Genomic DNA, 26,635 nt, shown 5'->3' on the forward strand with positions numbered 1-26,635 from the left:
GCGATGCGCCGTCTCGGGCCATGCTTTGTGCGACAGGACGGCGCGCCCGCCGCCCGAGCCAAGGAGTCGCCATGACGCCCCGCATCCTCGCCCCGCTCGCCGCCCTCGCATTCGCCGCCGCCCCGGCACTGGCGCAGGAGAATGACCTCACGCTCGCGATCCAGCTCGAGCCGCCGCATCTCGACCCGACCTCGGCGGCGGCGGGCGCCATCGACAGCGTGCTCTACGCCAACGTCTTCGAGGGGCTGACGCGGTTCGCCGCCGACGGCTCGGTCGAGCCCGCGCTCGCCACGGAGTGGGAGATCTCTGAGGACGGGCTGACCTACACCTTCACCCTGCGGAGCGGCGTCACGTTCCACGACGGCACCGACTTCACCGCCGAGGACGTGAAGTTCACGCTCGACCGCGCCCGGGCCGAGGACAGCACCAACGCGCAGAAGGTCCTCTTCGAGGCGATCGAGGAGGTGAATGCGGTGGATCCGCAGACAGTCGAGGTGCGGCTCTCCCGTCCCGAAGGCGCGTTCCTGTCGAACCTCGCCTGGGGCGACGCGGTGATCGTCGCCGAGGAGAGTATCGCGGACATCAAGCAGACCCCGATCGGGACCGGTCCGTTCCGGTTCGAGCAATGGGTGCAGGGCGATCGGATCGAGCTTGCGCGCTTCGAGGAGTACTGGGGCGAAGCGCCCGCGCTCGAGGCCGCGACCTTCCGCTTCATCGCCGATCCGACGGCGGCCTTCGCGGCGGTGATGGCGGGCGATGTCGACGCCTTCGCGGGGTTCCCGGCGCCCGAGAACCTGCCGCAATTCGAGAGCGATCCGCGCTTCACCGTGATCACCGGATCGACCGAGGGCGAGACGATCCTCGCCATGAACAACGCGCGGGAGCCCTTCGACGACCCGGTCGTGCGCGAGGCCGTGGCGCACGCGATCGACCGCCAGGCGATCATCGACGGCGCGATGTACGGAATCGGCACGCCCATCGGCACGCATTTTGCGCCACACAATCCCGATTACGTGGACCTGACCGAGCTCTCCGCCCATGACCCCGAGAAGGCGCGCAAGCTCCTGCAGGAGGCAGGGCTCGAAGAGGGCCTGACGGTCTCGCTCAAGCTGCCGCCGCCCTCCTATGCCCGACGCGGCGGCGAAATCGTCGCGGCGCAGCTGCGCGAGGTCGGGATCACCGCCGAGATCCAGACACTCGAATGGGCGCAATGGCTCGAGGAGGTCTTCGGCAACCACGATTTCGACCTGACCATCGTGAGCCACACCGAGCCCATGGACATCAACATCTATGCCCGCGACGACTACTATTTCGGCTACGACAGCCCCGCCTTCGACGAGATCATGACCGAGCTCGACGCGACGGCCGAGCCCGTGGCCCGGTCGGAGCTCCTGAAGGCCGCGCAGGAGAAGATCGCCGAGGATTACGTGAACGGCTACCTCTTCCAGCTCGCCCTCCCGACCGTCGCGGATGCCCGCCTCGAGGGGCTGTGGGAGAACCAGCCGACGCAGGCCAACCCCCTTGCCGGGGTGCACTGGACCGAGTAAGACGCTGCGGGGCGGCCGGCGACGCCGCCCCTTGCCTGCGCCCGCGCAATCCGCAACGCTCCCTCCGATGGCGCCCGAAAGGCGCGACCACGGGAGGAGAGACATGCGCAAACCACTGGCCCTCATGGCCTTTCTGGCATCGACCACGGCCACCGGAGCCTTCGCCCAAAGCGGCGAGGACGACTGCACGGCGCTCGGGACCACGATTATCGAGAGCGGCTACGTCCATGCCGCGCAGGTGATCGCGGACGACGGCGAACACGCCCCCTATTGCAAGGTGCGCGCGACTGCTCTCCCCGCGATCAACATCGAGGTCCGGCTGCCGATGGAGGGCTGGAACGGCAAGTATTACCAGGCCGGATGCGGCGGCTTCTGCGGCATCCTCGGCCGCGCCGACGCGTCCCCCGGCTGGGTCAACGCGATGCGTCCGGGTCTCGCACGAGGCTATGCCACCGCCACCTCGGACAGCGGGCATCACGGGCTCTCGGTCGTCGATGCGGGCTGGGCGGACAGCAATCCGAATGCCGAGCGCGACTGGGGCTACCGCTCGATCGAGGAAACGAGCCGCGTCGCCCGCGCGATGATCGAGGCGTTCTACGGCGAGGCCCCGGGCGATGCGATCTTCCAGGGCTGCTCCACCGGCGGGCGCATGGCGCACATGGCGGCAGAGCGCTATCCCGAGATGTTCCAGGGCATCATCTCGGGCGCCCCGGCGATGAACTACACCGACCTCGTCGGCACCGCGATGTCGTTCTTCATGCAGGCCAATACCGGCCCGGACGGAGAGCAGATCCTGAAGCCCGAGAAGGTGAGCCTCGTTCAGGCGGCGGTCATGGCGCAATGCGACGGCGCGGACGGGACCGAGGACGGCCTCATCGACGATCCCCGCGCCTGCGAGGTCGACCTGACCGAACTCTCGTGCAGCGAAGAGGGCGGCGACTGCCTGACCGCGGACGAGATCGGCGTGATCGACGCCTGGCGGCAGGGCCCGGTGAACGATGCGGGAGACCAGCTCTATCCCGGCGGCATCCCCGAGGGGTCCGAGCCGTTCTGGGCGCTTTGGCTGACCGGGATGGAAGGCGGCGGCGGCAAGCTCGTGAACGCCTTCGCCACCGGCTTCGGGCAGTACATGGCCTTTGCCGACGATCCCGGCGCCGGCTGGACGCCGCAGGATTTCGACCTCGAAAGCGACCCGGGCCGCATGGAGCAGGCCGCCGCGCTCTACAACGCGGACGATCCCGACATCTCGGCCTTCCGCGAGGCGGGCGGCAAGATGATCGTCTGGCACGGCTGGGCCGATCCGATCGTGACGCCCTACAAGACCGTCGAATGGTACGAGGCCGCCGCCGAAGCCGCGGGCGGCGAGGAGACGCTGCGCGAGAACGTCGCGCTCTTCATGGTGCCGGGCGTCGATCATTGCGGCATTCAGGAAGGCCCCTCCGGGATCACCGCCGCCGACCTCGACCCGATGACGCCGCTCGAGGCATGGATGGCGGAGGGCACTGCGCCGCAATCGATCATGGCGGAGTGACCCGGGCGCAACGCCCCGCGGCCCCGGTTCGCGCCGGGGCCGTTTCCGCGAGGGGCCGTCTGGACCGGTCCGATCGCGCGCCCTAACCTCGGCCCTCATGTTGACCTACGCGCTTCGCCGGCTCGTCTCGCTCGCGCTCAGCCTCGCCGTGGCGTCGCTGGTCATCTTCCTCGTCGTCGAGGTCGCGCCCGGCGATCCCGCCGCCTACATGCTCGGCACCGGCGCCCAGCCCGACACGATCGAGGCGCTCAGATCCGAGCTCGGCCTCGATCAGCCGCGTCTCGAGCGGTACCTGTCGTGGGCGGGCGGGATGCTCACGGGCGATTTCGGCACCTCCTACACCTACCGCGCGCCGGTCGCGCAGATGGTGGCGGACCGGCTCTGGGTGTCGCTGCCGCTGGCGCTCTACGCGCTCGCCCTCTCGACCCTGCTGGCCTTTCCCGCGGGGCTCTACGCCGCGGCCCGCAGGGGCCGCGCGGGCGACGTTGCCGTGATGGGCGCGACCCAGCTCGGCATCGCGATCCCGAACTTCTGGTTCGCGATGCTGCTGGTCCTGCTCTTCGCCATCAACCTCGGCTGGTTCGGCGCGGGCGGCTTCCCCGGCTGGGAGCAGCCCCTCGCCGCGATCAAGGCGCTGACGCTCCCCGCGGTCGCGCTCGCCCTGCCGCAGGCGGCGATCCTCGCCCGCGTCCTGCGCTCGGCGCTGATCGACATCCTCGGAGAGGACTTCATCCGCACCGCCCGCGCCAAGGGGCTCACCCGGTTCGAGGCGCTCTGGCGACACGGGCTGCGCAACGCACTCATCCCCGTGCTCACAATCGTGGGTCTGCAATTCTCCTTCCTGCTCGCGGGCGCGATCATCATCGAGCAGGTGTTCTTCCTGCCCGGTCTCGGGCGGCTCATCTTTCAGGCGATCTCGCAGCGCGACCTCATCGTCGTCGAGAGCGTGGTGATGCTGCTCGTCTTCGCGGTGATCCTCGTGACCTTCCTGACGGACCTCGCCTATGCATGGGTCGATCCGCGACTGAGGCGGCGCGCGTGACCTTCCGCCTCCTGCCCGGCGCGGTCCTGACCGCAATCGTCGTGCTGGCCGCGCTGATCTCCTACGTCTGGACGCCGGGGGACGTCGCCAGCGTCGATATCGCCGCCAAGCTGCAGTCCCCGTCGGCGGCGCACTGGCTCGGCACCGACCAGCTCGGGCGCGACATCCTGTCGATGATCATGGTCGGCGCGCGCACCTCGATCGCTGTGGCGCTCGTCGCCGTCGGCATCGGCATGGGCGTCGGCGTGCCGCTGGGCCTCGCCGCCGCGGCGCTGCGGGACACCTGGCTCGACGACGTCATCATGCGCGGCAACGACCTCGTCTTCGCCTTCCCGAGCCTCGTGATCGCGATCCTGATCACCGCCATCGCGGGCCCCGGCGCGCTCAACGCCATCATCGCCATCGGCATCTTCAACATCCCCGTCTTCGCCCGCCTCACCCGCGGTGCGGCCCTGTCGCTCTGGTCGCGCGACTTCATCCTCGCCGCCCGCATGGCCGGCAAGGGCGCGCCCCGGATCAGCGCCGAGCACATCCTGCCGAACATCGCCAACCTCCTGATCGTACAGGGCACGATCCAGTTCTCGCTCGGCATCCTCGCCGAGGCGGGCCTCTCCTATGTCGGCCTCGGCGCTCAGCCGCCCGTGCCCTCCTGGGGCCGGATGCTGGCCGAAGCGCAGACGCTGGTGTCGATCGCGCCCCATGTCGCGCTGATGCCGGGCCTCGCCATCGTACTGACGGTGCTGGGGCTGAACCTCCTCGGCGACGGGCTCCGCGACGTGCTCGACCCGCGGCTCCGGGCGGTGCGGACATGAGCCTCCTGTCGGTCGAGACCCTGACGCTCCGGATCGGCGCGAAGGAGGTGCTGCATGGCGTCTCTCTCGGCCTCGACCCGGGCGAGATCCTCGCGCTGACGGGCGAAAGCGGGTCGGGCAAGTCGATGACGGCCTTCTCGGTCATGGGCCTCCTGCCGCAGGGCGCGGTGCCCGCCGGGGCCATCCGCCTCGACGGCACGGACCTTTTGCGCCTCTCCGAACGCGAGATGTGCCGCTTTCGCGGGCAGGCGATGGGCATGGTGTTCCAGGAGCCGATGACCGCGCTCAACCCGGTGCAGCGGATCGGCGATCAGGTGGCCGAGACCCTGCGCGTGCACGGAACGCCGCGCGCCGAGGCCGAGGCCCGCGCCGCCGAGACCCTCGCGCGCGTCGGCCTCGACCCGGAGCGCATCCCGCCGTCGCGCTATCCGCACGAGCTTTCGGGCGGGCAGCGCCAGCGGGTCGGGATCGCCATGGCGGTGGCGCTGCGGCCCCGCCTGCTGATTGCGGACGAGCCGACCACGGCGCTCGATGTCACGACGCAGGCGCGCATCCTCGACCTTCTGAAGCGGCTCGTCCGCGAGGACGGGATGGGCCTCCTGCTCATCACCCACGACCTCGCCGTGGTGCACGGCATCGCCGACCGACTTGCGGTCATGCAGGGCGGCCGGATCGTCGAGACCGGGCCGACGGCGGGCGTCTTCGCCGAGATGCGGCATCCCTACACGCGCCAGCTCTTCGCCGCCTCCGCCCATCGCGCCGAGCTCGGGCCGCGCGTAACCCACGGACCCCTGCTCGAGGCGCGGGGCGTGGTGCGCGACTACCCCCTGCCCCGCCCGCACCCCTTCGCGAAACGGGACAGCCACCGCGCGGTGAAGGGCGTCGACCTCGACATCCGCCGTGGCGAGCGCGTCGGTCTCGTCGGCGAATCGGGCTGCGGGAAGTCGACGCTGACCCGCGCGCTGCTCGGGCTCGAGCCTCCGACGGCCGGCACGATCACCCTCGGCGGCGCGCCGGTCCGCGCAGGCGCCAAGGACAGGCATCTGCGCCGCCGGATGCAGGCCGTGTTCCAGGACCCCTACGGCAGTTTCGATCCGCGCCACAGCGTCGGGCGGCTGGTGGCCGAACCGCTGCACCTTGCGGACAACATCCCCGACCGCGAGGCGCGCGTCTCGGAGGTGCTGGAAGCGGTCGGCCTGAGCCCCGACGATGCCGCGAAGTCGATCCACGCCTTCTCGGGCGGACAGCGGCAGCGCATCGCGATCGCCCGCGCGCTGGTCACCCGGCCCGACCTCGTCGTCTTCGACGAGGCTGTCTCGGCGCTTGACGTGCGGGTGCGGGCGGGCATCCTCGACCTCATCGCGCGGCTCTCGCGCGAGGAGGGGCTCGCCTACCTCTTCATCAGCCACGATCTGTCGGTGGTGCGCGGCATCTGCGACCGGGTCATGGTGATGAAGGCGGGCGAGATCGTGGAAGACCGCGTCGCGGAGGATCTCTTCGCCGCGCCGGAGCACCCCTACACGCGGGAGCTTCTGGCGGCGGCGCCGGTCCTGCCGGAGCGGGAAAGGGAGGCATCATGAGACTTGAGGGCAAGCGGGCCATCGTCACCGGCGCGGGCTCGGGCTTCGGCGCCGGGATCGCGCGCGCGTTCCTCGCCGAGGGTGCGAAGGTGATGATCGCCGACATCGCGGGCGGCATGGCCGAGGCGGTCGCCTCCCGCGGCGGCGGGATCGCGCACCAGGTCGATGTCGCGGACGGCAGGAGCGTCGCGCGCATGGCCGAACGGGCGCAGGACGAGATGGGCGGCGTCGACATCCTCGTGAACAACGCCGGGATCACGCACCTGCCGGGCGCGATGGAGGAGATCGACGAGGAGGATTTCGACCGCGTCTTCGCGGTCAATTGCAAGTCGATCTACCTGACGGCGCGGGCGCTGGTGCCGGCGATGAAGGCCGCACGCGCCGGCACGATCCTGAACGTCGCCTCGACCGCGGCATTGTCGCCGCGGCCCCGGCTCAACTGGTACAACGCCTCGAAGGGCTGGGTCGTGACCGCGACCAAGGCGATGGCGGTGGAGCTTGCGCCCGTCGGCATCCGCGTGAACGCGCTCGCGCCGGTCGCGGGCGAGACGCCGCTCCTGAAACGGTTTCTGGGCGAGGACACGCCCGAGATGCGGGCGAAGTTCCTTGCGACGATCCCGCTCGGGCGCTTTTCGACGCCCGAGGACATGGGCTCCGCGGCGCTCTACCTCTGCTCCGACGAGGCGTCGATGGTGACGGGCACGGTGCTCGAGGTGGATGGCGGGCGATGCATCTGAGCCTGTGTCCATGAAACCGGGCCCGAGGAACCTCATCACCGACGTCGCCGGGCTGCGGGTCGGCAACGCGTCCGATCCGGATCTCAAATCCGGGACGACGGTTCTGACGGCGGATGCGCCCTTCGTGGCCTCGGTCTCGGTGCAGGGCGGCGCGCCCGGCACGCGGGAGACCGACCTCCTCGCCCCCGACAAGTCGGCGCCAGGGGTCGATGCGCTGGTCCTGTCTGGCGGCAGCGCCTTCGGGCTCGGTGCCGCCGAGGGGGTGATGGCGGCCCTGCGCGCGGCGGGGCGGGGTTTTGCGGTCTTCTCGGCCCGGGTGCCGATCGTGCCCGCGGCGATCCTCTTCGACCTCCTGAACGGCGGGGCGAAGGATTGGGACGAGAGCCCCTACCCCGCCCTCGGCCGCGCGGCCTTCGATGTGGCGGGGACGGAGTTCCAGATCGGCACCGCGGGCGCCGGCACGGGCGCGCAGACCGCGCGGTTCAAGGGCGGGCTCGGCTCGGCGTCGGTGGTTCTGGACAGCGGCGCGACGGTGGGCGCGCTCGTGGCGGTGAACCCGATGGGCTGCGCTGTGACGCCCTCGGGCAAGCACTTCTGGGCCGCACCGTTCGAGATGGACGGCGAGTTCGGCGGCCTCGGCCCCGATCCGGTGCCCGGATTCCGGCCGCTGCCCCCGAGCCGCAAGGTCGAGGCCATGGCCCGGCAGGGCAACACGACGATCGGCATCGTCGCGACCGACGCGGCGCTCGACAAGGCGCAGGCGCAGCGCCTCGCGGTCGCCGCCCATGACGGTCTTGCCCGCGCGCTCGTGCCCTCGCATTCGCCCCATGACGGGGATCTCGTCTTCGCCGCCGCGACCGGGGCGCGGCGGCTCGAGGATCCCGCAAGCGAGCTTCTGCAGCTCGGCCATGCCGGCGCCGTCGCCATGTCGCGCGCCATCGCCCGGGCGCTCTGGGAGGCGACGCCGTCCGACGGCGACACGCTGCCGACCTTCCGGCAGAGCCTCGGTCAGTAGATGTAGCGGATCTGATCGCTCCAGTACCGCTCCACCCGCTTCAGCAGGTGGCTGATGCCGTCGAAGCCCTCGCGGTCCACGGCTCCGGAGGCGGACATTCCCTCCGCGTGCCGCGTGAAGAGCCCGGCGACGATGTTGCGGATCTCGCGTCCCTTCGGGGTCAGCCGGACCCGGACCGAGCGGCGGTCGATCTCGCAGCGCTGGTGGTGCATGTAGCCTGCCTCCACAAGCTTCTTGAGGTTGTAGCTGACATTCGAGCCCTGGTAATAGCCGCGGCTCTTCAGCTCTCCGGCGGTCACCTCGTTGTCGCCGATGTTGAAGAGCAGCAGCGCCTGCACCGCATTGATCTCGAGAATGTTCACACGCTCGAACTCGTCCTTGATGACGTCGAGCAGCAGGCGGTGCAGCCGCTCGAGCAGGGACAGCGTGTCGAGGTAACCGGCGAGGAACGTCGTCGACTGGGCCGGGGCCAGCGGTGATTGCAGACTCATCTTGGTCTCCGGGATTCAGGTGCGATCCCGAGAATCGATGAAAAAGCCTGACAACCTCTTAATACTGACCGAAAAAAGCGTTCGGTGGTCAGCTGCGCTGCGGCATCTCCGAGGCGATCCGCTCGACCATGGGGGCATGGGCCTCGGGCGGGGCGATCTGGCCGCTGATCCAGGTGTAGAGCTCGGTGTCGCTTTCCTCGAGCAGCGCCTCGTAGCGGTCGAGCTCCTCGGCCCCGAGATCGGGCAGCCGCGTCTCGGCGAAGCGCATGAGAATCAGGTCCATCTCCTTGGTGCCGCGGCGTGACGAGCGCATCTTCAGCCGTTTCAGGCGCACCTCGCGGGTCTCCTCGCTCATGACTGGGCCTCCCGCAGGATCTGCCGCAAGCGCTTCTCGAGCCGCCCGACGCGCTCGGCCGAGGCCTTCATCTCGGTACGCACCTCGCGCAGGTCGGTGAGGATCGCGCGCACGTCGGCGGTCTCGATTCCCTCGTCGGACGGCGCCGAGAGCCCGTCGCCCTCGCCGTTCAGCAGCCACATGATCGAGACATTGAGGATGCCCGAGAGCATCTGCAGCCGGTTCGCCCGCGGCTCGGAACGGTCGGCCTCCCAGGCCTGCATCGTCGCGTGCTTGACCCCGAGCCGCTTCGCGAGCTCCTCCGAGGTCATGCCCGCGGCCTCACGCGCGGCGGCCAGGCGGTCGCCGAACGTCGCGGCGTCCGGTCCGTACCAGTCGGTTTCGTCGTCCATGCATCCCCCAACCTGCGCGGTTTCGCCCGCGCTTGAACCCCGGTCGGTGCGACCGTAAGACTTTCGCCGGACCATTTCAAACCGGAGCGGCGCCCCATGACTTTCCTGTCCGAGACGCTGTCTCGCGTGAAACCGTCACCCACCGTCGCCGTGACCCAGCTTGCGCGAGAGCTGCGCGCCGCGGGTCGCGACGTGATCGCCCTCGGGGCCGGCGAGCCCGATTTCGACACGCCCGACAACATAAAGCGGGCCGCCATCGCGGCAATCGAGCGGGGCGAGACGAAATACACCGCACCCGACGGCATCCCCGAGCTGAAACAGGCGATCTGCGACAAGTTCAGCCGCGAGAACGGGCTGACCTACGCGCCCGCCCAGATCTCGGTCAGCACCGGGGGCAAGCAGGTGCTCTACAACGCGCTGATGGCGACGCTGAACCCCGGCGACGAGGTTCTGATCCCCGCGCCCTACTGGGTGAGCTATCCCGACATGGTGCGGATGGGCGGCGCCGAGCCGGTGATCGTCGAGACCTCGCTCGAGACCGGGTTCAAGGTGAGCGCCGAGGCGCTGGAGGCGGCGATCACGCCACGCACCAAGTGGCTGATCTTCAACTCGCCGTCGAACCCGACCGGGGCCGGATATTCTCGGGGCGAGCTGAAGGCGCTGACCGACGTGCTGATGCGGCACCCCCATGTCTGGGTGATGACCGACGACATGTACGAGCACCTCGCATATGACGGCTTCGCCTTCTGCACACCGGCGGAGGTGGAGCCCGGGCTCTATCCGCGCACCCTGACGGTGAACGGGGTGTCCAAGGCCTACGCGATGACCGGCTGGCGCATCGGCTATGCCGGCGGGCCCGAGGACCTGATCGCCGCGATGCGCAAGGTGCAGTCGCAATCGACGACCAATCCCTGCTCGATCAGCCAGTGGGCGGCGGTCGAGGCGCTGACCGGACCGCAGGATTTCCTGGCGACCCGCGCCGAGGCGTTCCGCCGCCGCCGCGATCTCGTGGTGGACGCGCTGAACGCCTGCCCCGGCGTGACCTGCCCGCTGCCCGAAGGCGCGTTCTACGTCTATCCCTCCGTCGCCGGCTGCCTCGGGACGACGTCGCCCGGCGGCAAGCGGATCGAGACTGACGAGGATTTCGCGACCGCGCTCCTCGAAGAGAGCGGCGTCGCGGTGGTGTTCGGCGCCGCCTTCGGCCTATCGCCGCATATCCGCATCAGCTACGCCGCCTCGGAAGAGGCGCTGACCGAGGCCTGCGCGCGGATCCGGACGTTCTGCGAGGGCCTCGTCCGCGCCTGAGCCCGCCGCCCGGCCGCAACGAAAAAGCGCCCCCGGATCTCTCCGGGGGCGCTTTTCGTTTCAAAAGGCCGGTCGGCCGCTTATTCGCGGCTTTCCGGGGTGTTCACGATCAGGTCGTCGAACTCGTCGCCGCCCGACACGTCGCTGCCCGACACGCTCTCTTCCGGAGCGGCGAGGCGCGCGGCCTCCTCGGCTTCGACGCGGCGCGCCTCGATCACGACATTGTCGCGATCGGTGGCGATCTTGCGCACCTTCTGGGTCGCGCCACCGGTGCCCGCCGGGATGAGGCGGCCGACGATGACGTTCTCCTTGAGGCCCACCAGCTTGTCGACCTTGCCCTGAACCGAAGCCTCGGTCAGCACGCGGGTCGTCTCCTGGAAGGAGGCCGCCGAGATGAAGGAGCGCGTCTGCAGCGACGCCTTGGTGATCCCGAGAAGGATCGGCTCGCCCTGTGCGGCGCGCCCGCCCTTCTTCTCGATCTTGGCGTTCGCCTCGTCGAACTCCATCTTGTCGACATGCTCGCCCTTGAGAAGGGTCGTGTCCCCGCTATCGAGGATCTCCCACTTCTGGAGCATCTGCCGGACGATGACCTCGACATGCTTGTCGTTGATCTTCACGCCCTGCAGCCGGTAGACGTCCTGCACCTCGTCGATCATGTAGTTGGCCAGCGCCTCGACACCCATGATGGAGAGGATGTCATGCGGCGCGGGGTTGCCGTCCATGATGTAGTCGCCCTTCTGGACATAGTCGCCTTCCGCAACGGGAATGTGCTTGCCCTTCGGGATCATGTACTCCTTCGGCTCAAGGCTCTCGTCCACCGGGTCGATCGCGATCCGGCGCTTGTTCTTGTAGTCCTTGCCGAAGCGGACATAGCCGTCGATCTCGGCGATGATCGCGTGGTCCTTGGGACGACGCGCCTCGAAGAGTTCGGCCACACGCGGCAGACCGCCGGTGATGTCCTTCGTCTTCGCGCCTTCGCGCGGGATGCGCGCGACGACGTCGCCGGCCTGGATCTTTTGGCCGTCCTCGACCGAGAGAACCGCGTCCACCGACATCGGATAGGTGATCGGGTTGCCCTGATCGTTGCGTACCGGCTCGCCGTTCTCGTCCTGCAGGATGATCTCGGGCTTGAGCTCGTTGCCCTTGGGCGCGGCCCGCCAGTCGGTGACGATCTTCTGGGTCATGCCCGTCGCATCGTCGGTCTCCTCGCGCACGGCGACGCCGTTGACGAGGTCCACGTGACGCGCGGTACCGTCCTTCTCGGCGATGATCGGCAGCGTGTAGGGGTCCCACTCGAAGAGCTTGTCGCCCCGCGCGATCTCCTGGCCTTCCTTGACGAAGAGCTTGGTGCCGTAGCCCACCTTGTGGCTCGCGCGCTCGTTGCCCTCGCCGTCGGTGATCAGGACCTTCATGTTCCGGCCCATGACGAGGGTCGCCCCGGTGCTGTCGACCAGCGTGTTGGGGTTCTCGTACTCGATCACGCCCGACTGGCTCGCCTCGAGGAACGACTGCTGCGCACCCTGCGCAACGCCGCCGATGTGGAAGGTCCGCATCGTCAGCTGGGTGCCCGGCTCGCCGATCGACTGCGCCGCGATGATGCCGACGGCCTCGCCGGTGTTCACCATCGTGCCGCGCGCAAGGTCGCGGCCGTAGCAGTTGGCGCAGACGCCCTCTTCGGCCTCGCAGGTCAGCGGCGAACGGATCCGCGCGGTCTGCACCGCGGCTTCCTCGATCGCGTCGGACATGCGCTCGTCGATGAGCGTGCCGTGCTTGACCAGAACCTCGTCGGTGCCCGGCTTGAGGATGTCCTCTGCCGCGACGCGGCCCAGCACACGCTCGCCGAGCGAGGCGACCACCTCGCCGTCGTTGATCGCGGCCTCGGCCGTGATCGACCGGTCGGTGCCGCAATCCTGCATGCGGATGATGCAGTCCTGCGCCACGTCCACGAGACGACGGGTCAGGTAACCCGAGTTCGCCGTCTTGAGCGCGGTGTCCGACAGACCCTTACGGGCGCCGTGCGTCGAGTTGAAGTACTCGAGAACGGTCAGGCCTTCCTTGAAGTTCGAGATGATCGGCGTCTCGATGATCTCGCCGTTCGGCTTGGCCATCAGGCCGCGCATGCCGCCCAGCTGCTTCATCTGGGTGACCGAGCCACGGGCGCCGGAGTGGGCCATCATGTAGACCGAGTTCGGCTCCGCTTCGGCGCCGTTCTCGTCGGTCTTCGAGGTCGAGATGGTCGTCATCATCGCCTCGGTGACCTTGTCGTTACACTTCGACCAGGCGTCCACGACCTTGTTGTACTTCTCGCCCTGGGTGATCAGGCCGTCCATGTACTGCTGCTCGAAATCCTTCACGTGGGTCCGCGTCTCCTCGACGATGGGCCACTTGGAGTCCGGGATGACCATGTCGTCCTTGCCGAAGGAGATGCCCGCCTTGAACGCCTCCTTGAAGCCCATGGACATGATCTGGTCGCAGAAGATGACCGACTCCTTCTGACCGCAATAGCGGTAGACGGTGTCGATGACGCGCTGGACGTCCTTCTTGCGCAGCAGCGTGTTGACGAGGTCGAACGGCGCCTTGGCGTTCATCGGCAGGAGCGCGCCGAGGCGCACCCGGCCGGGCGTCGTCTCGAACCGCTTGACGATCTCCTGACCTTCGTCGTCGATCTGCTTCACGCGGCACTGGATCTTGGCGTGCATGTGCACTTCGCCCGCGTTGAGCGCGTGCTCCACTTCCTCGACCGAGCCGAAGACCATGCCTTCGCCCTTCATGCCCTCGCGGGCGATGGTGAGGTAGTAGAGGCCGAGGATCATGTCCTGCGACGGCACGATGATCGGCGCGCCGTTGGCCGGCGACAGCACGTTGTTCGTGGACATCATCAGGACGCGCGCCTCGAGCTGCGCCTCGAGCGACAGCGGCACGTGCACGGCCATCTGGTCACCGTCGAAGTCGGCGTTGAACGCCGAGCAGACGAGCGGGTGCAGCTGGATCGCCTTGCCCTCGATGAGGACGGGCTCGAACGCCTGGATACCGAGACGGTGCAGCGTCGGCGCGCGGTTCAGCAGAACCGGGTGCTCGCGGATCACCTCGTCGAGGATGTCCCAGACTTCCGGACGCTCCTTCTCGACCAGCTTCTTGGCCTGCTTCACGGTCGAGCTGAGGCCCTTGGCCTCGAGCCGCGAGTAGATGAACGGCTTGAAGAGCTCGAGCGCCATCTTCTTCGGCAGACCGCACTGGTGCAGCTTCAGCTCGGGGCCGGTCACGATGACCGAACGGCCCGAGAAGTCCACGCGCTTGCCGAGGAGGTTCTGGCGGAACCGGCCCTGCTTGCCCTTGAGCATGTCGGACAGCGACTTCAGCGGACGCTTGTTGGCGCCGGTGATGACGCGGCCGCGGCGGCCGTTGTCGAAGAGAGCGTCGACCGATTCCTGAAGCATCCGCTTCTCGTTCCGGACGATGATGTCCGGCGCGCGCAGCTCGATCAGCCGCTTGAGGCGGTTGTTCCGGTTGATCACACGGCGATAAAGGTCGTTGAGGTCCGACGTCGCGAACCGGCCGCCGTCGAGCGGCACCAGCGGACGCAGTTCCGGCGGGATGACCGGGATCACGGTCATGATCATCCACTCGGGACGGTTGCCCGACTCGAGGAAGTTCTCGACGACCTTCAGACGCTTGATGATCTTCTTCGGCTTGAGCTCGCCGGTCGCCTCTTTCAGCTCCTCGCGCAGGCGCTCGGCCTCGGACTCGAGGTCGATGCCGGCCAGCATCTCGCGAATGGCTTCAGCGCCGATATTCGCCGTGAAGGCGTCCATGCCGTACTGGTCCTGGGCGTCCATGAACTCTTCTTCGGTCATCATCTGACCGTACTGAAGGTCCGTGAGGCCTGGCTCGATCACCACGTAGTTCTCGAAGTAGAGCACGCGCTCGAGGTCGCGCAGCGTCATGTCGAGCATGAGGCCGATGCGGCTCGGCAGCGACTTCAGGAACCAGATATGGGCGCAGGGCGCGGCCAGCTCGATGTGGCCCATGCGCTCGCGGCGCACCTTCTGGAGGGTGACCTCGACGCCGCACTTCTCGCAGACGACGCCGCGATATTTCATGCGCTTGTACTTGCCGCAGAGGCACTCGTAATCCTTGATCGGACCGAAGATGCGCGCGCAGAAGAGACCGTCACGCTCGGGCTTGAACGTGCGGTAGTTGATCGTCTCGGGCTTCTTGATCTCGCCGAAGGACCAGCTGAGGATCCGCTCGGGCGATGCGAGCGAGACCTTGATCTCGTCGAATACCTTGGGCGGGGTCAGCGGGTTGAACGGGTTGTTCGTGATTTCCTGGTTCATCTCGTGTCCTCAAAATCAGAGGGTGCGGGGGAGGCACCGGCGCGGGATCCCGCGCCGGCGGCGAGCAAGGGGCGCGTTACGCGCCGAGCCTCACTCCTCGTCCTCCTCCGCATCCAGGAGTTCCATGTTGAGGCCCAGACCCCGGACCTCCTTGACGAGAACGTTGAACGATTCCGGCACGCCGGCCTCGAAGTTGTCCTCGCCCTTGACGATGCTCTCGTAGACCTTGGTCCGGCCCGCCACGTCGTCGGACTTCACCGTCAGCATCTCCTGCAGGGTGTAGGCCGCGCCGTAGGCTTCCAGCGCCCAGACCTCCATCTCGCCGAAGCGCTGACCGCCGAACTGCGCCTTGCCGCCGAGGGGCTGCTGCGTGACGAGGCTGTAGGGACCGGTCGAACGCGCGTGGATCTTGTCGTCCACGAGGTGGTGCAGCTTCAGCAGGTACTTCACGCCGACGGTGACCCTGCGCGAGAACTCCTCGCCGGTGCGGCCGTCGAAGAGGCGGGACTGGCCGCTCTCGTCGAACCCGGCACGCCGCAGCGCGTCGTTCACGTCAGGCTCCTTGGCGCCGTCGAAGACCGGCGTCGCGATCGGAACACCGCCGGTGATGTTGGACGCCGCCTCGACGAGACGGTCCTCCTCCATGCCCTCGATGCCCTCGCTGTAGACCTCGTCGCCATAGGCGATCTTCATCGCCTCGCGGACCGGGGTCAGATCGCCGGTGCGCTTGTAGTCCTTCAGCGCCTCGTCGACCTGGATGCCGAGGCCGCGCGCGGCCCAGCCCATGTGGGTCTCGAGGATCTGACCGACGTTCATGCGCGACGGCACGCCCAGCGGGTTGAGGCAGAAGTCTACCGGCGTGCCGTCCTCGAGGAACGGCATGTCCTCAATCGGAACGACGCGGGAGATGACGCCCTTGTTGCCGTGACGGCCGGCCATCTTGTCGCCCGGCTGCAGCTTGCGCTTCACCGCCACGAACACCTTGACCATCTTCATCACGCCCGGGGGCAGATCGTCGCCGCGGCGGACCTTCTCGACCTTGTCCTCGAAGCGCGCGTCGAGCTGACGCTTCTGCGCCTCGTACTGCTCGTTCAGCGCCTCGACATTCTTGGCGTCCTCCTCGTCGGAGAGCGCAAGCTGCCACCACTGGCCGCGCGTGAGCGTGCCGAGAAGCTCCTCGTTGATCTCGGAGTTCGCCTTGACGCCCTTCGGACCCTTCACCGCGGTCTTGCCGAGGATCATGCCCTTGAGACGCGCGTAGATGTTGCGGTCGAGGATCGCGAGCTCGTCGTCCCGGTCACGGGCCAGACGCTCGATCTCCTCGCGCTCGATCTGCAGGGCGCGCTCGTCCTTCTCGACGCCGTGCCGGTTAAAGACGCGGACCTCGACCACGGTGCCGTAATCGCCCGGCTTCACCCGAAGCGAGGTGTCACGGACGTCCGAGGCCTTCTCGCCGAAGATGGCGCGAAGGAGCTTTTCCTCCGGCGTCATCGGGCTTTCGCCCTTCGGGGTGATCTTGCCCACGAGAATGTCGCCCGGCTCCACGTCGGCGCCGATATAGACGATGCCGGCCTCGTCGAGGTTGCGCAGGGCTTCCTCACCGACGTTCGGGATGTCGCGGGTGATCTCCTCGGGCCCGAGCTTGGTGTCCCGCGCCGCCACTTCGAATTCCTCGATGTGGACGGAGGTGAACACGTCGTCCTGCGCGATGCGCTCGGAGATCAGGATCGAGTCCTCGTAGTTGTAACCGTTCCACGGCATGAACGCGGCGATGATGTTCTTGCCGAGCGCCAGTTCACCCATGTCGGTGGACGGACCGTCCGCAAGCACTTCGCCCTTCTCGACCGTGTCGCCCACCTTCACCAGCGGACGCTGGTTGATGCAGGTGTTCTGGTTCGAGCGCTGGAACTTGCGCAGACGGTAGATGTCCACGCCCGGATCGCCCGGATCGAGATCCGCGGTCGCCCGGACCACGATGCGCTGCGCGTCGACCTGGTCGATCACGCCGCCGCGGCGGGCCATGATCGACGCCCCCGAGTCGCGTGCCACCACGCCCTCGATCCCGGTGCCGACGAGCGGCGCCTCGGAGCGGAGCGTCGGAACCGCCTGACGCTGCATGTTCGCACCCATCAGGGCGCGGTTCGCGTCGTCGTTCTCGAGGAACGGGATGAGCGAGGCGCCGACCGACACCAGCTGCTTGGGCGAGACGTCGATCAGGTCGACGGTCTCGTTCGGCGCCAGCGTGTAGTCGCCCGACTGGCGGGTCGAGACGAGGTCGTTCACGAAGCGGCCGTTCTCGTCGAGCGAGGCGTTCGCCTGCGCCACGGTGTGGCGCATTTCCTCGGTGGCGGACATGTAATGGACTTCGTCCGTCACCTGCCCGTCCTTCACGATCCGGTAGGGCGTCTCGATGAAGCCGTACTTGTTCACCCGCGCGAAGGTGGCGAGCGAGTTGATGAGACCGATGTTCGGGCCTTCCGGCGTCTCGATCGGGCACATCCGGCCGTAGTGGGTCGGGTGCACGTCGCGCACCTCGAAGCCGGCGCGCTCGCGGGTCAGACCGCCAGGCCCGAGCGCCGACAGGCGACGCTTGTGCGTCACTTCCGACAGCGGGTTGGTTTGGTCCATGAACTGCGACAGCTGCGAGGAGCCGAAGAACTCGCGCACGGCGGCCGCGGCGGGTTTCGCGTTGATCAGGTCCTGCGGCATGACCGTGTCGATCTCGACCGAGGACATGCGCTCCTTGATCGCGCGCTCCATGCGCAGCAGGCCGACGCGGTACTGGTTCTCCATCAACTCGCCGACCGAGCGCACCCGGCGGTTGCCGAGGTGGTCGATGTCGTCGATCTCGCCCTTGCCGTCACGCAGCTCCACGAGCGCCTTGATGCAGGACACGATGTCCGAACGATCCAGCGTGCGCTGGGTGTCCGGCTTGTCGAGCGCAAGACGCATGTTCATCTTCACGCGGCCGACGGCCGAGAGGTCGTAGCGCTCGCTGTCGAAGAACAGCGTGTCGAAGAGCGCCGAGGCGGCCTCGACCGTGGGCGGCTCGCCCGGACGCATGACGCGGTAGATGTCCATGAGCGCGGTGTCGCGGCCCATGTTCTTGTCCTGCGCCATGGTGTTGCGCATGTACGGACCGACATTGATGTTGTCGATGTCGAGGACCGGGATCTCGGTCACGCCGGCATCCATCAGCTCCTTGAGCGTGCCGCCGGAGACCTCTCCGTCCTTGTCCACGGTCCAGGTGAGCTCGTCGCCCGCCTCGACGTAGATCGCGCCGGTCTCTTCGTTGATGATGTCCTTGGCGACGTACTTGCCGACGATGTTGTCGAACGGCACGAGCAGGCTCTCGACCTTGCCCTCGTCGATCAGCTGCTTGACCGCGCGGGGCGTGACCTTCTTGCCGGCTTCGGCGATCACTTCGCCGCTGTCGGCGTCGATCAGGTCATGGGTCGGACGGGTGCCGCGCACGCGCTCGGGGAAGAACTTGGTCTTCCAGCCGCGACCCTTCTCGTAAGTGTAGTCGACCGTGTCGTAATACGCGTCCATGATCGCTTCCTGGTCGAGACCCAGGGCGTAGAGGAGCGTCGTGACCGGCAGCTTGCGGCGGCGGTCGATCCGCGCGTAGACGAGGTCCTTGGCGTCGAATTCGAAGTCGAGCCAGGAGCCGCGATAGGGAATGATCCGGCAGGCGAAGAGCAGCTTGCCCGAGCTGTGCGTCTTGCCCTTGTCGTGATCGAAGAAGACGCCCGGCGAGCGGTGCATCTGGGAGACGATGACGCGCTCGGTACCGTTCACGATGAACGTGCCGTTCTGGGTCATGAGCGGCATGTCGCCCATGAACACGTCCTGTTCCTTGATGTCCTTCACCGACTTGGCGCCGGTGTCCTCGTCGATGTCGAAGACGATGAGGCGGAGCGTGACCTTCAGCGGCGCCGAATAGGTCATGTCGCGCTGCATGCACTCCTCGACGTCGTATTTCGGCTTCTCGAGCTCGTAGGACACGAATTCGAGCACCGCGGTCTCGTTGAAGTCCTTGATCGGGAAGACCGACTGGAACACGCCCTTGATGCCCTCGCCGTCCTGCGGCGTCGGCTGGTCGCCGCTGTCGAGGAACAGGTCGTAGGACGATTTCTGAACCTCGATGAGGTTCGGCATCTCCAGAACTTCGCGGATCTTGCCGTAATAGCGGCGAAGGCGTTTCTGACCGAGGTAGGATTGCGCCATGGGTGTCGTCACCTTTCGAGTTCTCACCTGAGCGCGCGGACCGTCGGGCCCCGGCCGCGGGCTCATCCGAGAGAGCGTGTTCCGATCAATGCCTGGCCTTCGTCCCACCGAAGGCCTCCCGATCCGTGGAACCTCGCCTGAGAAAAGGCCCACCCGCTTCTATCTGGGCGCGGGCCCTCTCTGAGACAGGTTCGGCTGGACCCGGAATGGTCCGGATCCAGCCTTGAAACTGACGTCGGACGAGCGCATCGCCCGTCCGCGCAAGATCACTTGAGTTCGATTTCCGCGCCTGCGTCCTCGAGCTTCTTCTTGATCTCTTCGGCTTCGTCCTTCGACGCGCCTTCCTTGACCGGCTTGCCGCCTGCTTCGACCAGCTCCTTGGCTTCTTTCAGGCCAAGACCGGTGATCGCGCGGACTTCCTTGATCACGTTGATCTTGGATGCGCCGGCCGACTTCAGGATGACGTCGAATTCGGTCTGCTCTTCCTCGGCTGCGCCGGCGTCGCCGCCTGCAGCAGGACCAGCCATCATGACAGCGCCGCCAGCTGCGGGCTCGATGCCGTACTCGTCCTTGAGGATGGTTTTCAGTTCTTGTGCTTCGAGCAGGGTCAGACCCACGATCTGCTCTGCGAGTGCTTTAAGATCAGCCATTGTGACTTCTTTCCATTGCTAGATGTGATCCAACGTCGCGAATACAAGATGTCGCGCTTGGGTCTCACGGATTGCCTTAGGCCGCCTCGGCCTTCTCTTCGATTGTCGAGAGGATCGAGGCGATATTGGAAGCAGGCGCGCCGATCGCACCGGCGATGCCCGAAGCGGGTGCACCGATCATGCCCGCGATCTGAGCCAGGAGCTCGTCGCGCGATGGCATGTTCGACACGGCCTCGACACCGGCCCGGTCCAGGGCCTCCCCACCCATTGCGCCGCCCAGGATCTCAAGCTTCTTGTTATCCTTGGCGAAATCCTCGACCACCTTGGCGGCTGCCACGGGGTCTTCGGAATAGGTGAGGACGGTCATGCCCTCGAGGTACTTGGACATGCTCTCGCAGTCCTTGCCCTCGAGCGCGATCTTGGCGAGCCTGTTCTTGGCGACACGAACCGACGCGCCGCCCTCTCGGGCGCGGCCACGCAGGTCCTGCATCTCGGCAACCGTGAGGCCTTGGTAGCGGGACACCACCACGACGCCAGAGCTTTCGAAGATCTGGCCGAGTTCCTCGACCACTTTCTCTTTCTGGGCTCTATCCACAGTTTCACTCCAAGTTCTGGAGGGGCGACCCCTCCGGCTCATTCAAGCCAGACACGTGCTGTCTGGCCCCAAGGTCCGATCGGGTCGTCACAATCGCTTGCCCGGAGGGACTTACGCCCCAACGAGCCGAATGTTCTGTTCCCGTCTCAGGCAGGACTTAGCGGTTCGGGGTTTTGCCCCTTGCCCGCCCACCGTCTCGGACGACACGGGGGCCCCGCACGAATCGCGCGTTGCCCCTCGTAACGGGCCGAATAGAGGTTTCGGAAAGAAATGCCAAGAGCCGCGCGGAACTTTCCGCGCACTCCTTGCCACGGGAAAGAGATTAGCACGAAATCCGGCAAGCGCCAAGCAAACCGCGCAACCTCTTGCATCTGCAGGGCCTCCGGCCGCTTTTCGCAACCGGCAGCTCCGCTGGGGGATGTGTCAGGCCCGCGCCTCAGCGAGGCGCGATGCGTAGGCGTCGAGCTGCGTCGCGACCGTGCCCCAGCCGTCGAAGAAGCCCATCTCCTCGTGCACCTTGCGCGTCTCGGCGCTCCGGTGGCGGGCCGTCGCGGTGTAGGTCGTGCCGCCGCCCTCTGCGTCGGAGAGCTCCAGGATCGCCGTCATGAACGGATCGGGCGCGGGCTTCCACCCTTCCGAATAGGCATCGGTGAAGACCAGCTTCCGTCCCTCGACCACCTCGAGATAGACGCCCTCGTTCGGCATCTCCTGCCCGTCGACCTCCATCACCGTGTTGAAGCGCCCGCCGACCCGCAGGTCGATGTCGCAAGCGGTGACCCGGTGCGGCTTCGGAACGAAGAAATGCGGGATGTGCTCGCAGGAGGTCCAGCACTCCCAGACCAGGGCGCGGGGCGCGGCGAGGGTTCGGGTGAAGGTCAGGTCGGTTTCGGGATCAAGCTTCATCGGATCGCGCCTTTGCGAGTTCAGTCACGTAATCGTCGAAGGCGTCGAGCCGCCCTTCCCAGAGCGTCCGCTGCTCGGACAGCCAGTCCGTCGCGGGGGCGAGGCCCTGCTGCGACAGACGGCAGGAGCGCACCCGTCCGGTCTTTTCCGTCTCGACGATCCCCGCCGCCTCGAGCTTCCGCAGGTGCCCGACGAAGGACGGCAGCGCCATGTCGTGCGCCGAAGCGAGCTCGCTCACCGAGGCCGGCCCCCGGGTCAGCCGCGCGACGATGGCGCGCCGCGTCGGATCGCCGAGCGCCGCGAAGATGAGGTCGAGGGAGGAATCATGCTTAGCCATTTGCCTAAGCTTTGCGTCGAGGGCCGCCCCAAGTCAATCAAAACTTAGCCGTTGCCCTAAGCGTCACAGCATACGCGCACAAAAAAGGGCCCCGGATCGCTCCGGGGCCCTCGAACTCGGTCAAAGCCGAAAGCTCAGCCTTGGGTCGCGTTCGTGATGTCGACGCTGACGCCCGGGCCCATGGAGGAGGAGAGAACCACCTTCTTCATGTAGGTGCCCTTGGCGCCGGCGGGCTTGGCGCGCGAGACGGCCTCGACGAAGGCGCGGACGTTCTCGGCGAGTTTCGCCTCGTCGAACGACACCTTGCCGATGCCCGCGTGGATCACGCCGGCCTTCTCGGCCTTGAACTGGACCTGACCGCCCTTGGCGTCCTTGACCGCCTGACCGACATCCATCGTCACCGTGCCGACCTTGGGGTTCGGCATCAGGTTGCGCGGGCCGAGGATCTTCCCGAGGCGACCGACGACCGGCATCATGTCGGGCGTCGCGATGCAGCGCTCGAAATTGATCTGGCCGTTCTGGATCTGCTCCATCAGGTCTTCGGCGCCGACGATGTCGGCACCCGCTTCCTTCGCCTCGTCGGCCTTCGCCCCGCGGGCAAAGACGGCGACGCGGATCGTCTTGCCGGTGCCGTTCGGCAGGCCGACAACGCCGCGGACCATCTGGTCGGCGTGGCGCGGATCGACGCCGAGGTTCATGGCGATCTCGAGCGTCTGGTCGAACTTGGTCTGCGAGTTCGACTTGATCAGGCTGACAGCCTCCTCGACCGACAGGTTCTCCTTGCCGGCGAAGGCTTCGCGCGCGGCGCGCAGTCGTTTACCGATCTTGCCCATCACTTCACCTCGATGCCCATGGACTTCGCGGAGCCCAGGATGATTTTCATCGCGTCATCGACGGAGTTCGCCGACAGGTCGCGCATCTTCGCTTCGGCGATCTCGCGCACCTGCTTGCGGGTCACGCTCGCGACGGTTTCACGGCCGGGGGTGGTCGCACCCTTCGGACGATTGCGCTTGCCCACGGGCTGGAGGCCCGCCGCCTTCTTCAGGTAGTACGACGCCGGCGGCGTCTTGATGTCCATCGTGAAGGATTTGTCCTGATAATACGTGATCAGGGTCGGGCACGGCGCACCGGGCTCCATTTCCTGCGTCTTGGCGTTGAACGCCTTGCAGAATTCCATGATGTTGATGCCGCGCTGACCGAGCGCGGGACCGACCGGCGGCGAGGGGTTGGCTTTGCCTGCAGGGATCTGCAGCTTCATCTTGCCGGCGAGCTTCTTGGCCATCGGCGTCTCCTTTCCATCTCCCCCGGGACGCGTCCGCGGAGGGGTTCATGTGGCGCGGTCAGGTCCGGCGGTCGCGACCGCCTCGCCTCCCACGAGGATGTCCACGACGAGTCGCGGAACAGGCGGCGCGGATACACGCTTTGACCTGTCTTGGCAATGGGGCGGCGGGCCTACCGGTCGTGCATGCCAAGACCCGCGAGGATGCGGGGGCGATGCTTCTCGATCCGGGCGGTGCGCGTCGCCGCCTGCTTGGCCCCACCGATATGCACGACGTAGCCGCGGCGGCGCCCCGGGGTCAGGGCCTGCCACGCCTCCGCCAGCTCGGGATCGGCGTCGAGCGCCGCCTCGAGTTCTTCAGGCAGCGAAAGATCGTCGGCCGGCAGATCGACCTTCCGCCCTGCCCCTTCGTTCTCGACCGCCTGCCGGATCAGCGCCCTCAGCTTCTCCGCATCGGCCTCGATCTGCGCGACGCTGGTCGCCTTGTAGAACCGCGCCGACCGCGAGTTCGGGCCGGGGCTGACCAGAAGCCCCTCGGGATCCTCAAGCAGCACGCCCTTGAAGAAGGACACGACGGCGCAGTCCTTCATGCCGTCCGCCATCGCGACGTTGCCGCCATGGGCGACGTAACAGGGCGAGCGCCATTTCAGCGTCTCGGACAGCCCCTCGGACAAAAGCAAAGCGCGCAGAGCGAGAAGCTCCGCGCGCCATGGTCTGTCCTTGGCGAGGTAGCGGTCGATCCGCGGATCCCCCTCGCCCATGTCCGTCTCAGCCCTGCTTCGTCACCTGGGTGAATTCGAGCTCGACCGGGGTCTCACGGCCGAAGATCGACACCGACACGCGCAGGCGCTGGTTGTCCTCGTCGACACCCTCGACCATGCCGTCGAAATCCTCGAACGGGCCGTCGTTGACCTTGACCTTCTCGCCCACCTCGAAGTGGATGAGCGTGCGCGGGGATTCCTCGCCCTCCTGCACGCGGCCCAGGATCGCCTGGACCTCGGCGTCACGCATCGGCATCGGCCGGCCCTGCGGGCCGAGGAAGCCGGTCACTCGGTTGATCGAATTGATCAGGTGATAGCCTGCATCCGACATTTCCATCCGCACCAGCACGTATCCCGGCATGAAGCGGCGCTCGGCCGTCACCTTCTTGCCGCGACGGATCTCGATGACCTCTTCGGTCGGGACCAGAACTTCCTCGATCTGATCCTCGAGCCCCTGCTCGGCCACCGATGTCCGGATCTGTTCGGCCACCTTCTTCTCGAAGTTCGAGAGGACGCTTACCGAATACCACCGCTTCGCCATCTGGCCTCGACCTTTCCGTTCCTTGGCGCCGGGCGGAGCCTCGCGGCGCGCATTCCATGTTCATGGTCCCGACACGAGAAAACGGCGTGCAACACGACTCATTGCACGCCCGATCGGGAAGTGTCGTGTGCCCTACCCAATGGGCGGCGCGAATTCAAGGGCCCCCGGTCCGGGATTGCCCTCTCAGCCGAAGACGCCCAGAAGCGCCTGCAATCCGCCGCGGATGGCGAGATCGACCAGCGCGAAGAAGATCGCGGTCAGCGTCGCCATGATGAAGACCATGACCGTGGTCAGCAGCACCTCGCGGCGCGTGGGCCAGACCACCTTGTTGACCTCGGCGCGGACCTGCTGGACGAATTGGAGCGGGTTGGTACGTGCCATCGGACACCTGCGTTGCGGTAGGAAAACGTGCTGGGCGCAGATACGGCGAAGCGCGCCGGGGTTCAAGCGAAACCCGCCCGGGCGCCTCGAATGCCCGCCTCCGACATGATCAGTAAGATCGTGCGCGATAGGATCGCTCCAGCCGAATTCCAGTTCTCTCAACTCATCGTGACGGCGGAATGTTTTCAGGAACGACTCCCCCACCCCGCAGTTGGTGCCTCAGATCGAAGCCGAATTGGCATTCGAAAAAAGACGTAACCGACTACAGGAGTTTCGATATGAAACGCTTCATGATCGCATCGGCCCTCGCGCTGACCACCGCCACCACCGCCTTTGCCGCAACCGACAACGAGATCGCGCGCATCCAGCAGTACCTGCCCGACGTCGACGTCAGCACCTGGAGCAACACCCAGGTCGCAGAGGCGATGAACATCATCACCTCCACCGACTCGCATTCCGACATCGAGAACAAGCTCGAAGGCATCGTTCCGGCGACCGCGACGGTGACCGGTGGCGCGACGCTCACCGAGAACGAGATGGTGACGCTGAGCCGCTATGTGGACAATGTCGACTTCACCACCCTGCCGCAGCCGATCGTCGATTCCGCGCTCTCCATCGCCAACAGCGAGGACGACGAATCCGAAGCCCAGCGCAAGATCGAGTCGCTGCTCGTCGACTATCAGCAGCCGGCCGACACCATGGGCAACGGCGCAACCGAGGCGCAGATGGTCATCATCAACCGTCACGCGCCGAGCCTCGACGTCTCGACGCTCAGCGACACTCAGGTCGACGTGGTCCTGAACTACATCAACTCGACCGACGATGCGTCGATCAGCGAGAACGAGATCCTCTCGCTCGTGCAGTAACTCTCCGGACATCCGGAACGACACGACACACGGCGGGCTTCGGGCCCGCCGTTTTCGTGTGTGCTGTCTGAAAACTGGCAGGGGCACCAGGGCTCGAACCCGGGACCTACGGTTTTGGAGACCGTCGCTCTACCAACTGAGCTATACCCCTGCAGTGGCGCTGTCACTACAAGCCGACTCAGGCGATTTCAAGCCCGATTCCGGCGGCGCCTGCAGGCCGTGGCGGCACATTGGGCCCAAAGGCCTGCAACATCCTTCACGCCCTGATCCACGCGCCCTGCCATTCCCGTGATCCGTGTTTCGAAAAAGCCATGTTCGCCTTTGCACAAGTGGTGTGACAGCGCCCGCTGCGGCGCGGAAACCGGTGCATCTATCACGCGTGATCTCCGCCGCGCGCCGGTTTGACACAATGCAAATACATTCAATTCTCCGGAAACGGTATGGGGGCGAGGCCACAGGTCAGGCGCCGTTCACGTTCAAGCCCACGTCCGGGTGATCCGCCGTGACGGGGCCCGTGATTTGGAATTGGGGCGCCATACGCCGATCTTGGCATCACCGGATCACACCTCCCCGCATCCGAGCCCCTCCCAGGAAGGCCGACGCGCCTCCATTTCAAAAGGACAGATACCATGAAGACCATTTTCGCGACCCTCGCCCTCGCCCTTGCCGCCGCCGCTCCCGCCACGGCCATGACCACGAACGGCGCCGCTCAGACCAAGATCGAGCGTTATGCGCCCGATGTCGACGTCGACGCCCTGAGCAATCCGCAGATCGCGTCGATCCTCAACGTGATCGATTCCGGCGACAGCCACAGCGACCGCCGCGCCCTCGTGCGCTCGCTCGTACGGCAGTACCAGTGACCGCGACGAAGCCCCCGCAAACGAAAACGGGCCGCCCATCGGGCGGCCCGTTCCATCTCTGGGTGCGGGACCTTTCAGGCCCCGGCCC

At 66.9% G+C, this 26,635-nt stretch carries 24 protein-coding genes and 1 tRNA gene; 10 read left to right on the forward strand and 15 right to left on the reverse strand.

Features of this window, described 5'->3' with window-relative positions:
- The first annotated feature begins 71 nt into the window (after window positions 1-71).
- The 7 genes from OCH239_RS09980 to OCH239_RS10010 all read left to right on the forward strand — a co-directional run bounded on the left by OCH239_RS09980 (window position 72) and on the right by OCH239_RS10010 (window position 8,264).
- Window positions 72-1,547, forward strand: coding sequence for an ABC transporter substrate-binding protein (locus OCH239_RS09980; RefSeq protein ID WP_037261810.1), 1,476 nt, complete (start codon window positions 72-74; stop codon window positions 1,545-1,547).
- Between the two features lie 103 nt (window positions 1,548-1,650).
- Window positions 1,651-3,078, forward strand: a complete 1,428-nt coding sequence (locus OCH239_RS09985; RefSeq protein ID WP_037261812.1) for a tannase/feruloyl esterase family alpha/beta hydrolase — start codon at window positions 1,651-1,653, stop codon at window positions 3,076-3,078.
- Between the two features lie 97 nt (window positions 3,079-3,175).
- On the forward strand, window positions 3,176-4,120 hold the full coding sequence (locus OCH239_RS09990) for an ABC transporter permease (RefSeq protein ID WP_037261814.1): 945 nt from the start codon (window positions 3,176-3,178) through the stop codon (window positions 4,118-4,120).
- Entirely contained in the window at window positions 4,117-4,932 is an 816-nt protein-coding gene (locus OCH239_RS09995) for an ABC transporter permease (RefSeq protein ID WP_037261919.1), read from the forward strand. The genes OCH239_RS09990 and OCH239_RS09995 overlap by 4 nt, the downstream gene beginning before the upstream one ends.
- On the forward strand, window positions 4,929-6,512 hold the full coding sequence (locus OCH239_RS10000; RefSeq protein WP_037261817.1) for an ABC transporter ATP-binding protein: 1,584 nt from the start codon (window positions 4,929-4,931) through the stop codon (window positions 6,510-6,512). Before OCH239_RS09995 ends, OCH239_RS10000 begins: the two co-directional genes overlap by 4 nt.
- Window positions 6,509-7,249: a glucose 1-dehydrogenase gene (locus tag OCH239_RS10005; protein WP_037261819.1), complete on the forward strand. Its 741-nt coding sequence runs from the start codon at window positions 6,509-6,511 to the stop codon at window positions 7,247-7,249. Before OCH239_RS10000 ends, OCH239_RS10005 begins: the two co-directional genes overlap by 4 nt.
- Window positions 7,250-7,259: 10 nt before the next feature.
- Window positions 7,260-8,264 carry a P1 family peptidase gene (locus tag OCH239_RS10010; protein ID WP_037261822.1) on the forward strand — a complete coding sequence of 335 codons (1,005 nt, stop codon included), beginning with the start codon at window positions 7,260-7,262 and terminating at the stop codon, window positions 8,262-8,264.
- On the opposite strand, the gene OCH239_RS10015 is transcribed toward OCH239_RS10010, so the two are convergent.
- The 3 genes from OCH239_RS10015 to OCH239_RS10025 all read right to left on the reverse strand — a co-directional run bounded on the left by OCH239_RS10015 (window position 8,258) and on the right by OCH239_RS10025 (window position 9,502).
- Window positions 8,258-8,755: a winged helix DNA-binding protein gene (locus OCH239_RS10015; protein WP_037261824.1), complete on the reverse strand. Its 498-nt coding sequence runs from the start codon at window positions 8,753-8,755 to the stop codon at window positions 8,258-8,260. The genes OCH239_RS10010 and OCH239_RS10015 overlap by 7 nt on opposite strands.
- 88 nt (window positions 8,756-8,843) lie before the next feature.
- The gene (locus OCH239_RS10020; protein ID WP_037261827.1) at window positions 8,844-9,110 is read right to left on the reverse strand and encodes an FAD assembly factor SdhE; all 267 of its coding nucleotides are present in this window, start codon (window positions 9,108-9,110) and stop codon (window positions 8,844-8,846) included.
- Window positions 9,107-9,502 carry a helix-turn-helix domain-containing protein gene (locus OCH239_RS10025; protein ID WP_037261829.1) on the reverse strand — a complete coding sequence of 132 codons (396 nt, stop codon included), beginning with the start codon at window positions 9,500-9,502 and terminating at the stop codon, window positions 9,107-9,109. Before OCH239_RS10025 ends, OCH239_RS10020 begins: the two co-directional genes overlap by 4 nt.
- A gap of 96 nt (window positions 9,503-9,598) precedes the next feature.
- Between OCH239_RS10025 and OCH239_RS10030 the strand changes: the two genes are divergently transcribed.
- A complete protein-coding gene (locus tag OCH239_RS10030) occupies window positions 9,599-10,807 on the forward strand; it encodes a pyridoxal phosphate-dependent aminotransferase (protein ID WP_037261831.1) in 1,209 nt (402 codons plus the stop codon).
- Between the two features lie 80 nt (window positions 10,808-10,887).
- Here the strand turns inward: OCH239_RS10030 and rpoC are convergent, their stop codons facing one another.
- From rpoC to secE, 11 genes are all read right to left on the reverse strand, one after another.
- Window positions 10,888-15,144, reverse strand: coding sequence for a DNA-directed RNA polymerase subunit beta' (gene rpoC / locus OCH239_RS10035; protein ID WP_037261834.1), 4,257 nt, complete (start codon window positions 15,142-15,144; stop codon window positions 10,888-10,890).
- Window positions 15,145-15,234: 90 nt separating this feature from the next.
- A complete protein-coding gene (gene rpoB / locus OCH239_RS10040; RefSeq protein WP_037261836.1) occupies window positions 15,235-19,374 on the reverse strand; it encodes a DNA-directed RNA polymerase subunit beta in 4,140 nt (1,379 codons plus the stop codon).
- Window positions 19,375-19,640: 266 nt separating this feature from the next.
- Entirely contained in the window at window positions 19,641-20,024 is a 384-nt protein-coding gene (gene rplL / locus OCH239_RS10045) for a 50S ribosomal protein L7/L12 (protein ID WP_037261839.1), read from the reverse strand.
- 76 nt (window positions 20,025-20,100) lie between these two features.
- Entirely contained in the window at window positions 20,101-20,619 is a 519-nt protein-coding gene (rplJ, locus tag OCH239_RS10050; RefSeq protein WP_037261841.1) for a 50S ribosomal protein L10, read from the reverse strand.
- A gap of 423 nt (window positions 20,620-21,042) precedes the next feature.
- Entirely contained in the window at window positions 21,043-21,522 is a 480-nt protein-coding gene (locus OCH239_RS10055) for an SRPBCC family protein (RefSeq protein WP_037261844.1), read from the reverse strand.
- Complete coding sequence (locus OCH239_RS10060; protein WP_037261847.1) at window positions 21,512-21,859, reverse strand: ArsR/SmtB family transcription factor; 348 nt, start codon at window positions 21,857-21,859, stop codon at window positions 21,512-21,514. Before OCH239_RS10060 ends, OCH239_RS10055 begins: the two co-directional genes overlap by 11 nt.
- Window positions 21,860-21,993: 134 nt before the next feature.
- Window positions 21,994-22,692, reverse strand: a complete 699-nt coding sequence (rplA, locus tag OCH239_RS10065) for a 50S ribosomal protein L1 (protein ID WP_037261849.1) — start codon at window positions 22,690-22,692, stop codon at window positions 21,994-21,996.
- Entirely contained in the window at window positions 22,692-23,141 is a 450-nt protein-coding gene (gene rplK, locus OCH239_RS10070) for a 50S ribosomal protein L11 (protein ID WP_037261851.1), read from the reverse strand. The genes rplA and rplK overlap by 1 nt, the downstream gene beginning before the upstream one ends.
- A 170-nt stretch (window positions 23,142-23,311) precedes the next feature.
- Window positions 23,312-23,899 (reverse strand): YdeI/OmpD-associated family protein, encoded by a 588-nt coding sequence (locus tag OCH239_RS10075; RefSeq protein ID WP_037261853.1) that lies wholly within the window; start codon window positions 23,897-23,899, stop codon window positions 23,312-23,314.
- 7 nt (window positions 23,900-23,906) lie between these two features.
- A complete protein-coding gene (gene nusG, locus OCH239_RS10080) occupies window positions 23,907-24,440 on the reverse strand; it encodes a transcription termination/antitermination protein NusG (RefSeq protein WP_037261855.1) in 534 nt (177 codons plus the stop codon).
- Between the two features lie 183 nt (window positions 24,441-24,623).
- Window positions 24,624-24,821: a preprotein translocase subunit SecE gene (gene secE, locus OCH239_RS10085; RefSeq protein WP_037261857.1), complete on the reverse strand. Its 198-nt coding sequence runs from the start codon at window positions 24,819-24,821 to the stop codon at window positions 24,624-24,626.
- 278 nt (window positions 24,822-25,099) lie between these two features.
- Here secE and OCH239_RS10090 point away from each other — a divergent pair, with 278 nt between their 5' ends.
- Window positions 25,100-25,687: a hypothetical protein gene (locus OCH239_RS10090; protein WP_037261859.1), complete on the forward strand. Its 588-nt coding sequence runs from the start codon at window positions 25,100-25,102 to the stop codon at window positions 25,685-25,687.
- Between the two features lie 75 nt (window positions 25,688-25,762).
- Here the strand turns inward: OCH239_RS10090 and OCH239_RS10095 are convergent.
- Window positions 25,763-25,838, reverse strand: a tRNA-Trp gene (locus OCH239_RS10095).
- A gap of 478 nt (window positions 25,839-26,316) precedes the next feature.
- Between OCH239_RS10095 and OCH239_RS10100 the strand changes: the two genes are divergently transcribed.
- Complete coding sequence (locus OCH239_RS10100; RefSeq protein WP_037261861.1) at window positions 26,317-26,547, forward strand: hypothetical protein; 231 nt, start codon at window positions 26,317-26,319, stop codon at window positions 26,545-26,547.
- The last annotated feature ends 88 nt before the right edge of the window (window positions 26,548-26,635 follow it).

It is taken from the genome of Roseivivax halodurans JCM 10272, assembly GCF_000521785.1.
Lineage (GTDB): Bacteria > Pseudomonadota > Alphaproteobacteria > Rhodobacterales > Rhodobacteraceae > Roseivivax > Roseivivax halodurans.

Coding starts and splice junctions, on each gene's coding strand:
- OCH239_RS10075 (WP_037261853.1), bottom strand. CDS start 23,899: ATGGGCGAGGGGGATCCGCGGATCGACCGCTACCTCGCCAAGGACAGA.
- nusG (WP_037261855.1), bottom strand. CDS start 24,440: ATGGCGAAGCGGTGGTATTCGGTAAGCGTCCTCTCGAACTTCGAGAAG.
- OCH239_RS10005 (WP_037261819.1), top strand. CDS start 6,509: ATGAGACTTGAGGGCAAGCGGGCCATCGTCACCGGCGCGGGCTCGGGC.
- OCH239_RS10015 (WP_037261824.1), bottom strand. CDS start 8,755: ATGAGTCTGCAATCACCGCTGGCCCCGGCCCAGTCGACGACGTTCCTC.
- OCH239_RS10010 (WP_037261822.1), top strand. CDS start 7,260: ATGAAACCGGGCCCGAGGAACCTCATCACCGACGTCGCCGGGCTGCGG.
- OCH239_RS10100 (WP_037261861.1), top strand. CDS start 26,317: ATGAAGACCATTTTCGCGACCCTCGCCCTCGCCCTTGCCGCCGCCGCT.
- OCH239_RS09980 (WP_037261810.1), top strand. CDS start 72: ATGACGCCCCGCATCCTCGCCCCGCTCGCCGCCCTCGCATTCGCCGCC.
- rplL (WP_037261839.1), bottom strand. CDS start 20,024: ATGGCTGATCTTAAAGCACTCGCAGAGCAGATCGTGGGTCTGACCCTG.
- OCH239_RS10055 (WP_037261844.1), bottom strand. CDS start 21,522: ATGAAGCTTGATCCCGAAACCGACCTGACCTTCACCCGAACCCTCGCC.
- OCH239_RS10020 (WP_037261827.1), bottom strand. CDS start 9,110: ATGAGCGAGGAGACCCGCGAGGTGCGCCTGAAACGGCTGAAGATGCGC.
- OCH239_RS10000 (WP_037261817.1), top strand. CDS start 4,929: ATGAGCCTCCTGTCGGTCGAGACCCTGACGCTCCGGATCGGCGCGAAG.
- OCH239_RS09990 (WP_037261814.1), top strand. CDS start 3,176: ATGTTGACCTACGCGCTTCGCCGGCTCGTCTCGCTCGCGCTCAGCCTC.
- OCH239_RS09985 (WP_037261812.1), top strand. CDS start 1,651: ATGCGCAAACCACTGGCCCTCATGGCCTTTCTGGCATCGACCACGGCC.
- rpoB (WP_037261836.1), bottom strand. CDS start 19,374: ATGGCGCAATCCTACCTCGGTCAGAAACGCCTTCGCCGCTATTACGGC.
- rplA (WP_037261849.1), bottom strand. CDS start 22,692: ATGGGCAAGATCGGTAAACGACTGCGCGCCGCGCGCGAAGCCTTCGCC.
- rplK (WP_037261851.1), bottom strand. CDS start 23,141: ATGGCCAAGAAGCTCGCCGGCAAGATGAAGCTGCAGATCCCTGCAGGC.
- OCH239_RS10025 (WP_037261829.1), bottom strand. CDS start 9,502: ATGGACGACGAAACCGACTGGTACGGACCGGACGCCGCGACGTTCGGC.
- OCH239_RS10030 (WP_037261831.1), top strand. CDS start 9,599: ATGACTTTCCTGTCCGAGACGCTGTCTCGCGTGAAACCGTCACCCACC.
- OCH239_RS10090 (WP_037261859.1), top strand. CDS start 25,100: ATGAAACGCTTCATGATCGCATCGGCCCTCGCGCTGACCACCGCCACC.
- secE (WP_037261857.1), bottom strand. CDS start 24,821: ATGGCACGTACCAACCCGCTCCAATTCGTCCAGCAGGTCCGCGCCGAG.
- rpoC (WP_037261834.1), bottom strand. CDS start 15,144: ATGAACCAGGAAATCACGAACAACCCGTTCAACCCGCTGACCCCGCCC.
- OCH239_RS10060 (WP_037261847.1), bottom strand. CDS start 21,859: ATGGCTAAGCATGATTCCTCCCTCGACCTCATCTTCGCGGCGCTCGGC.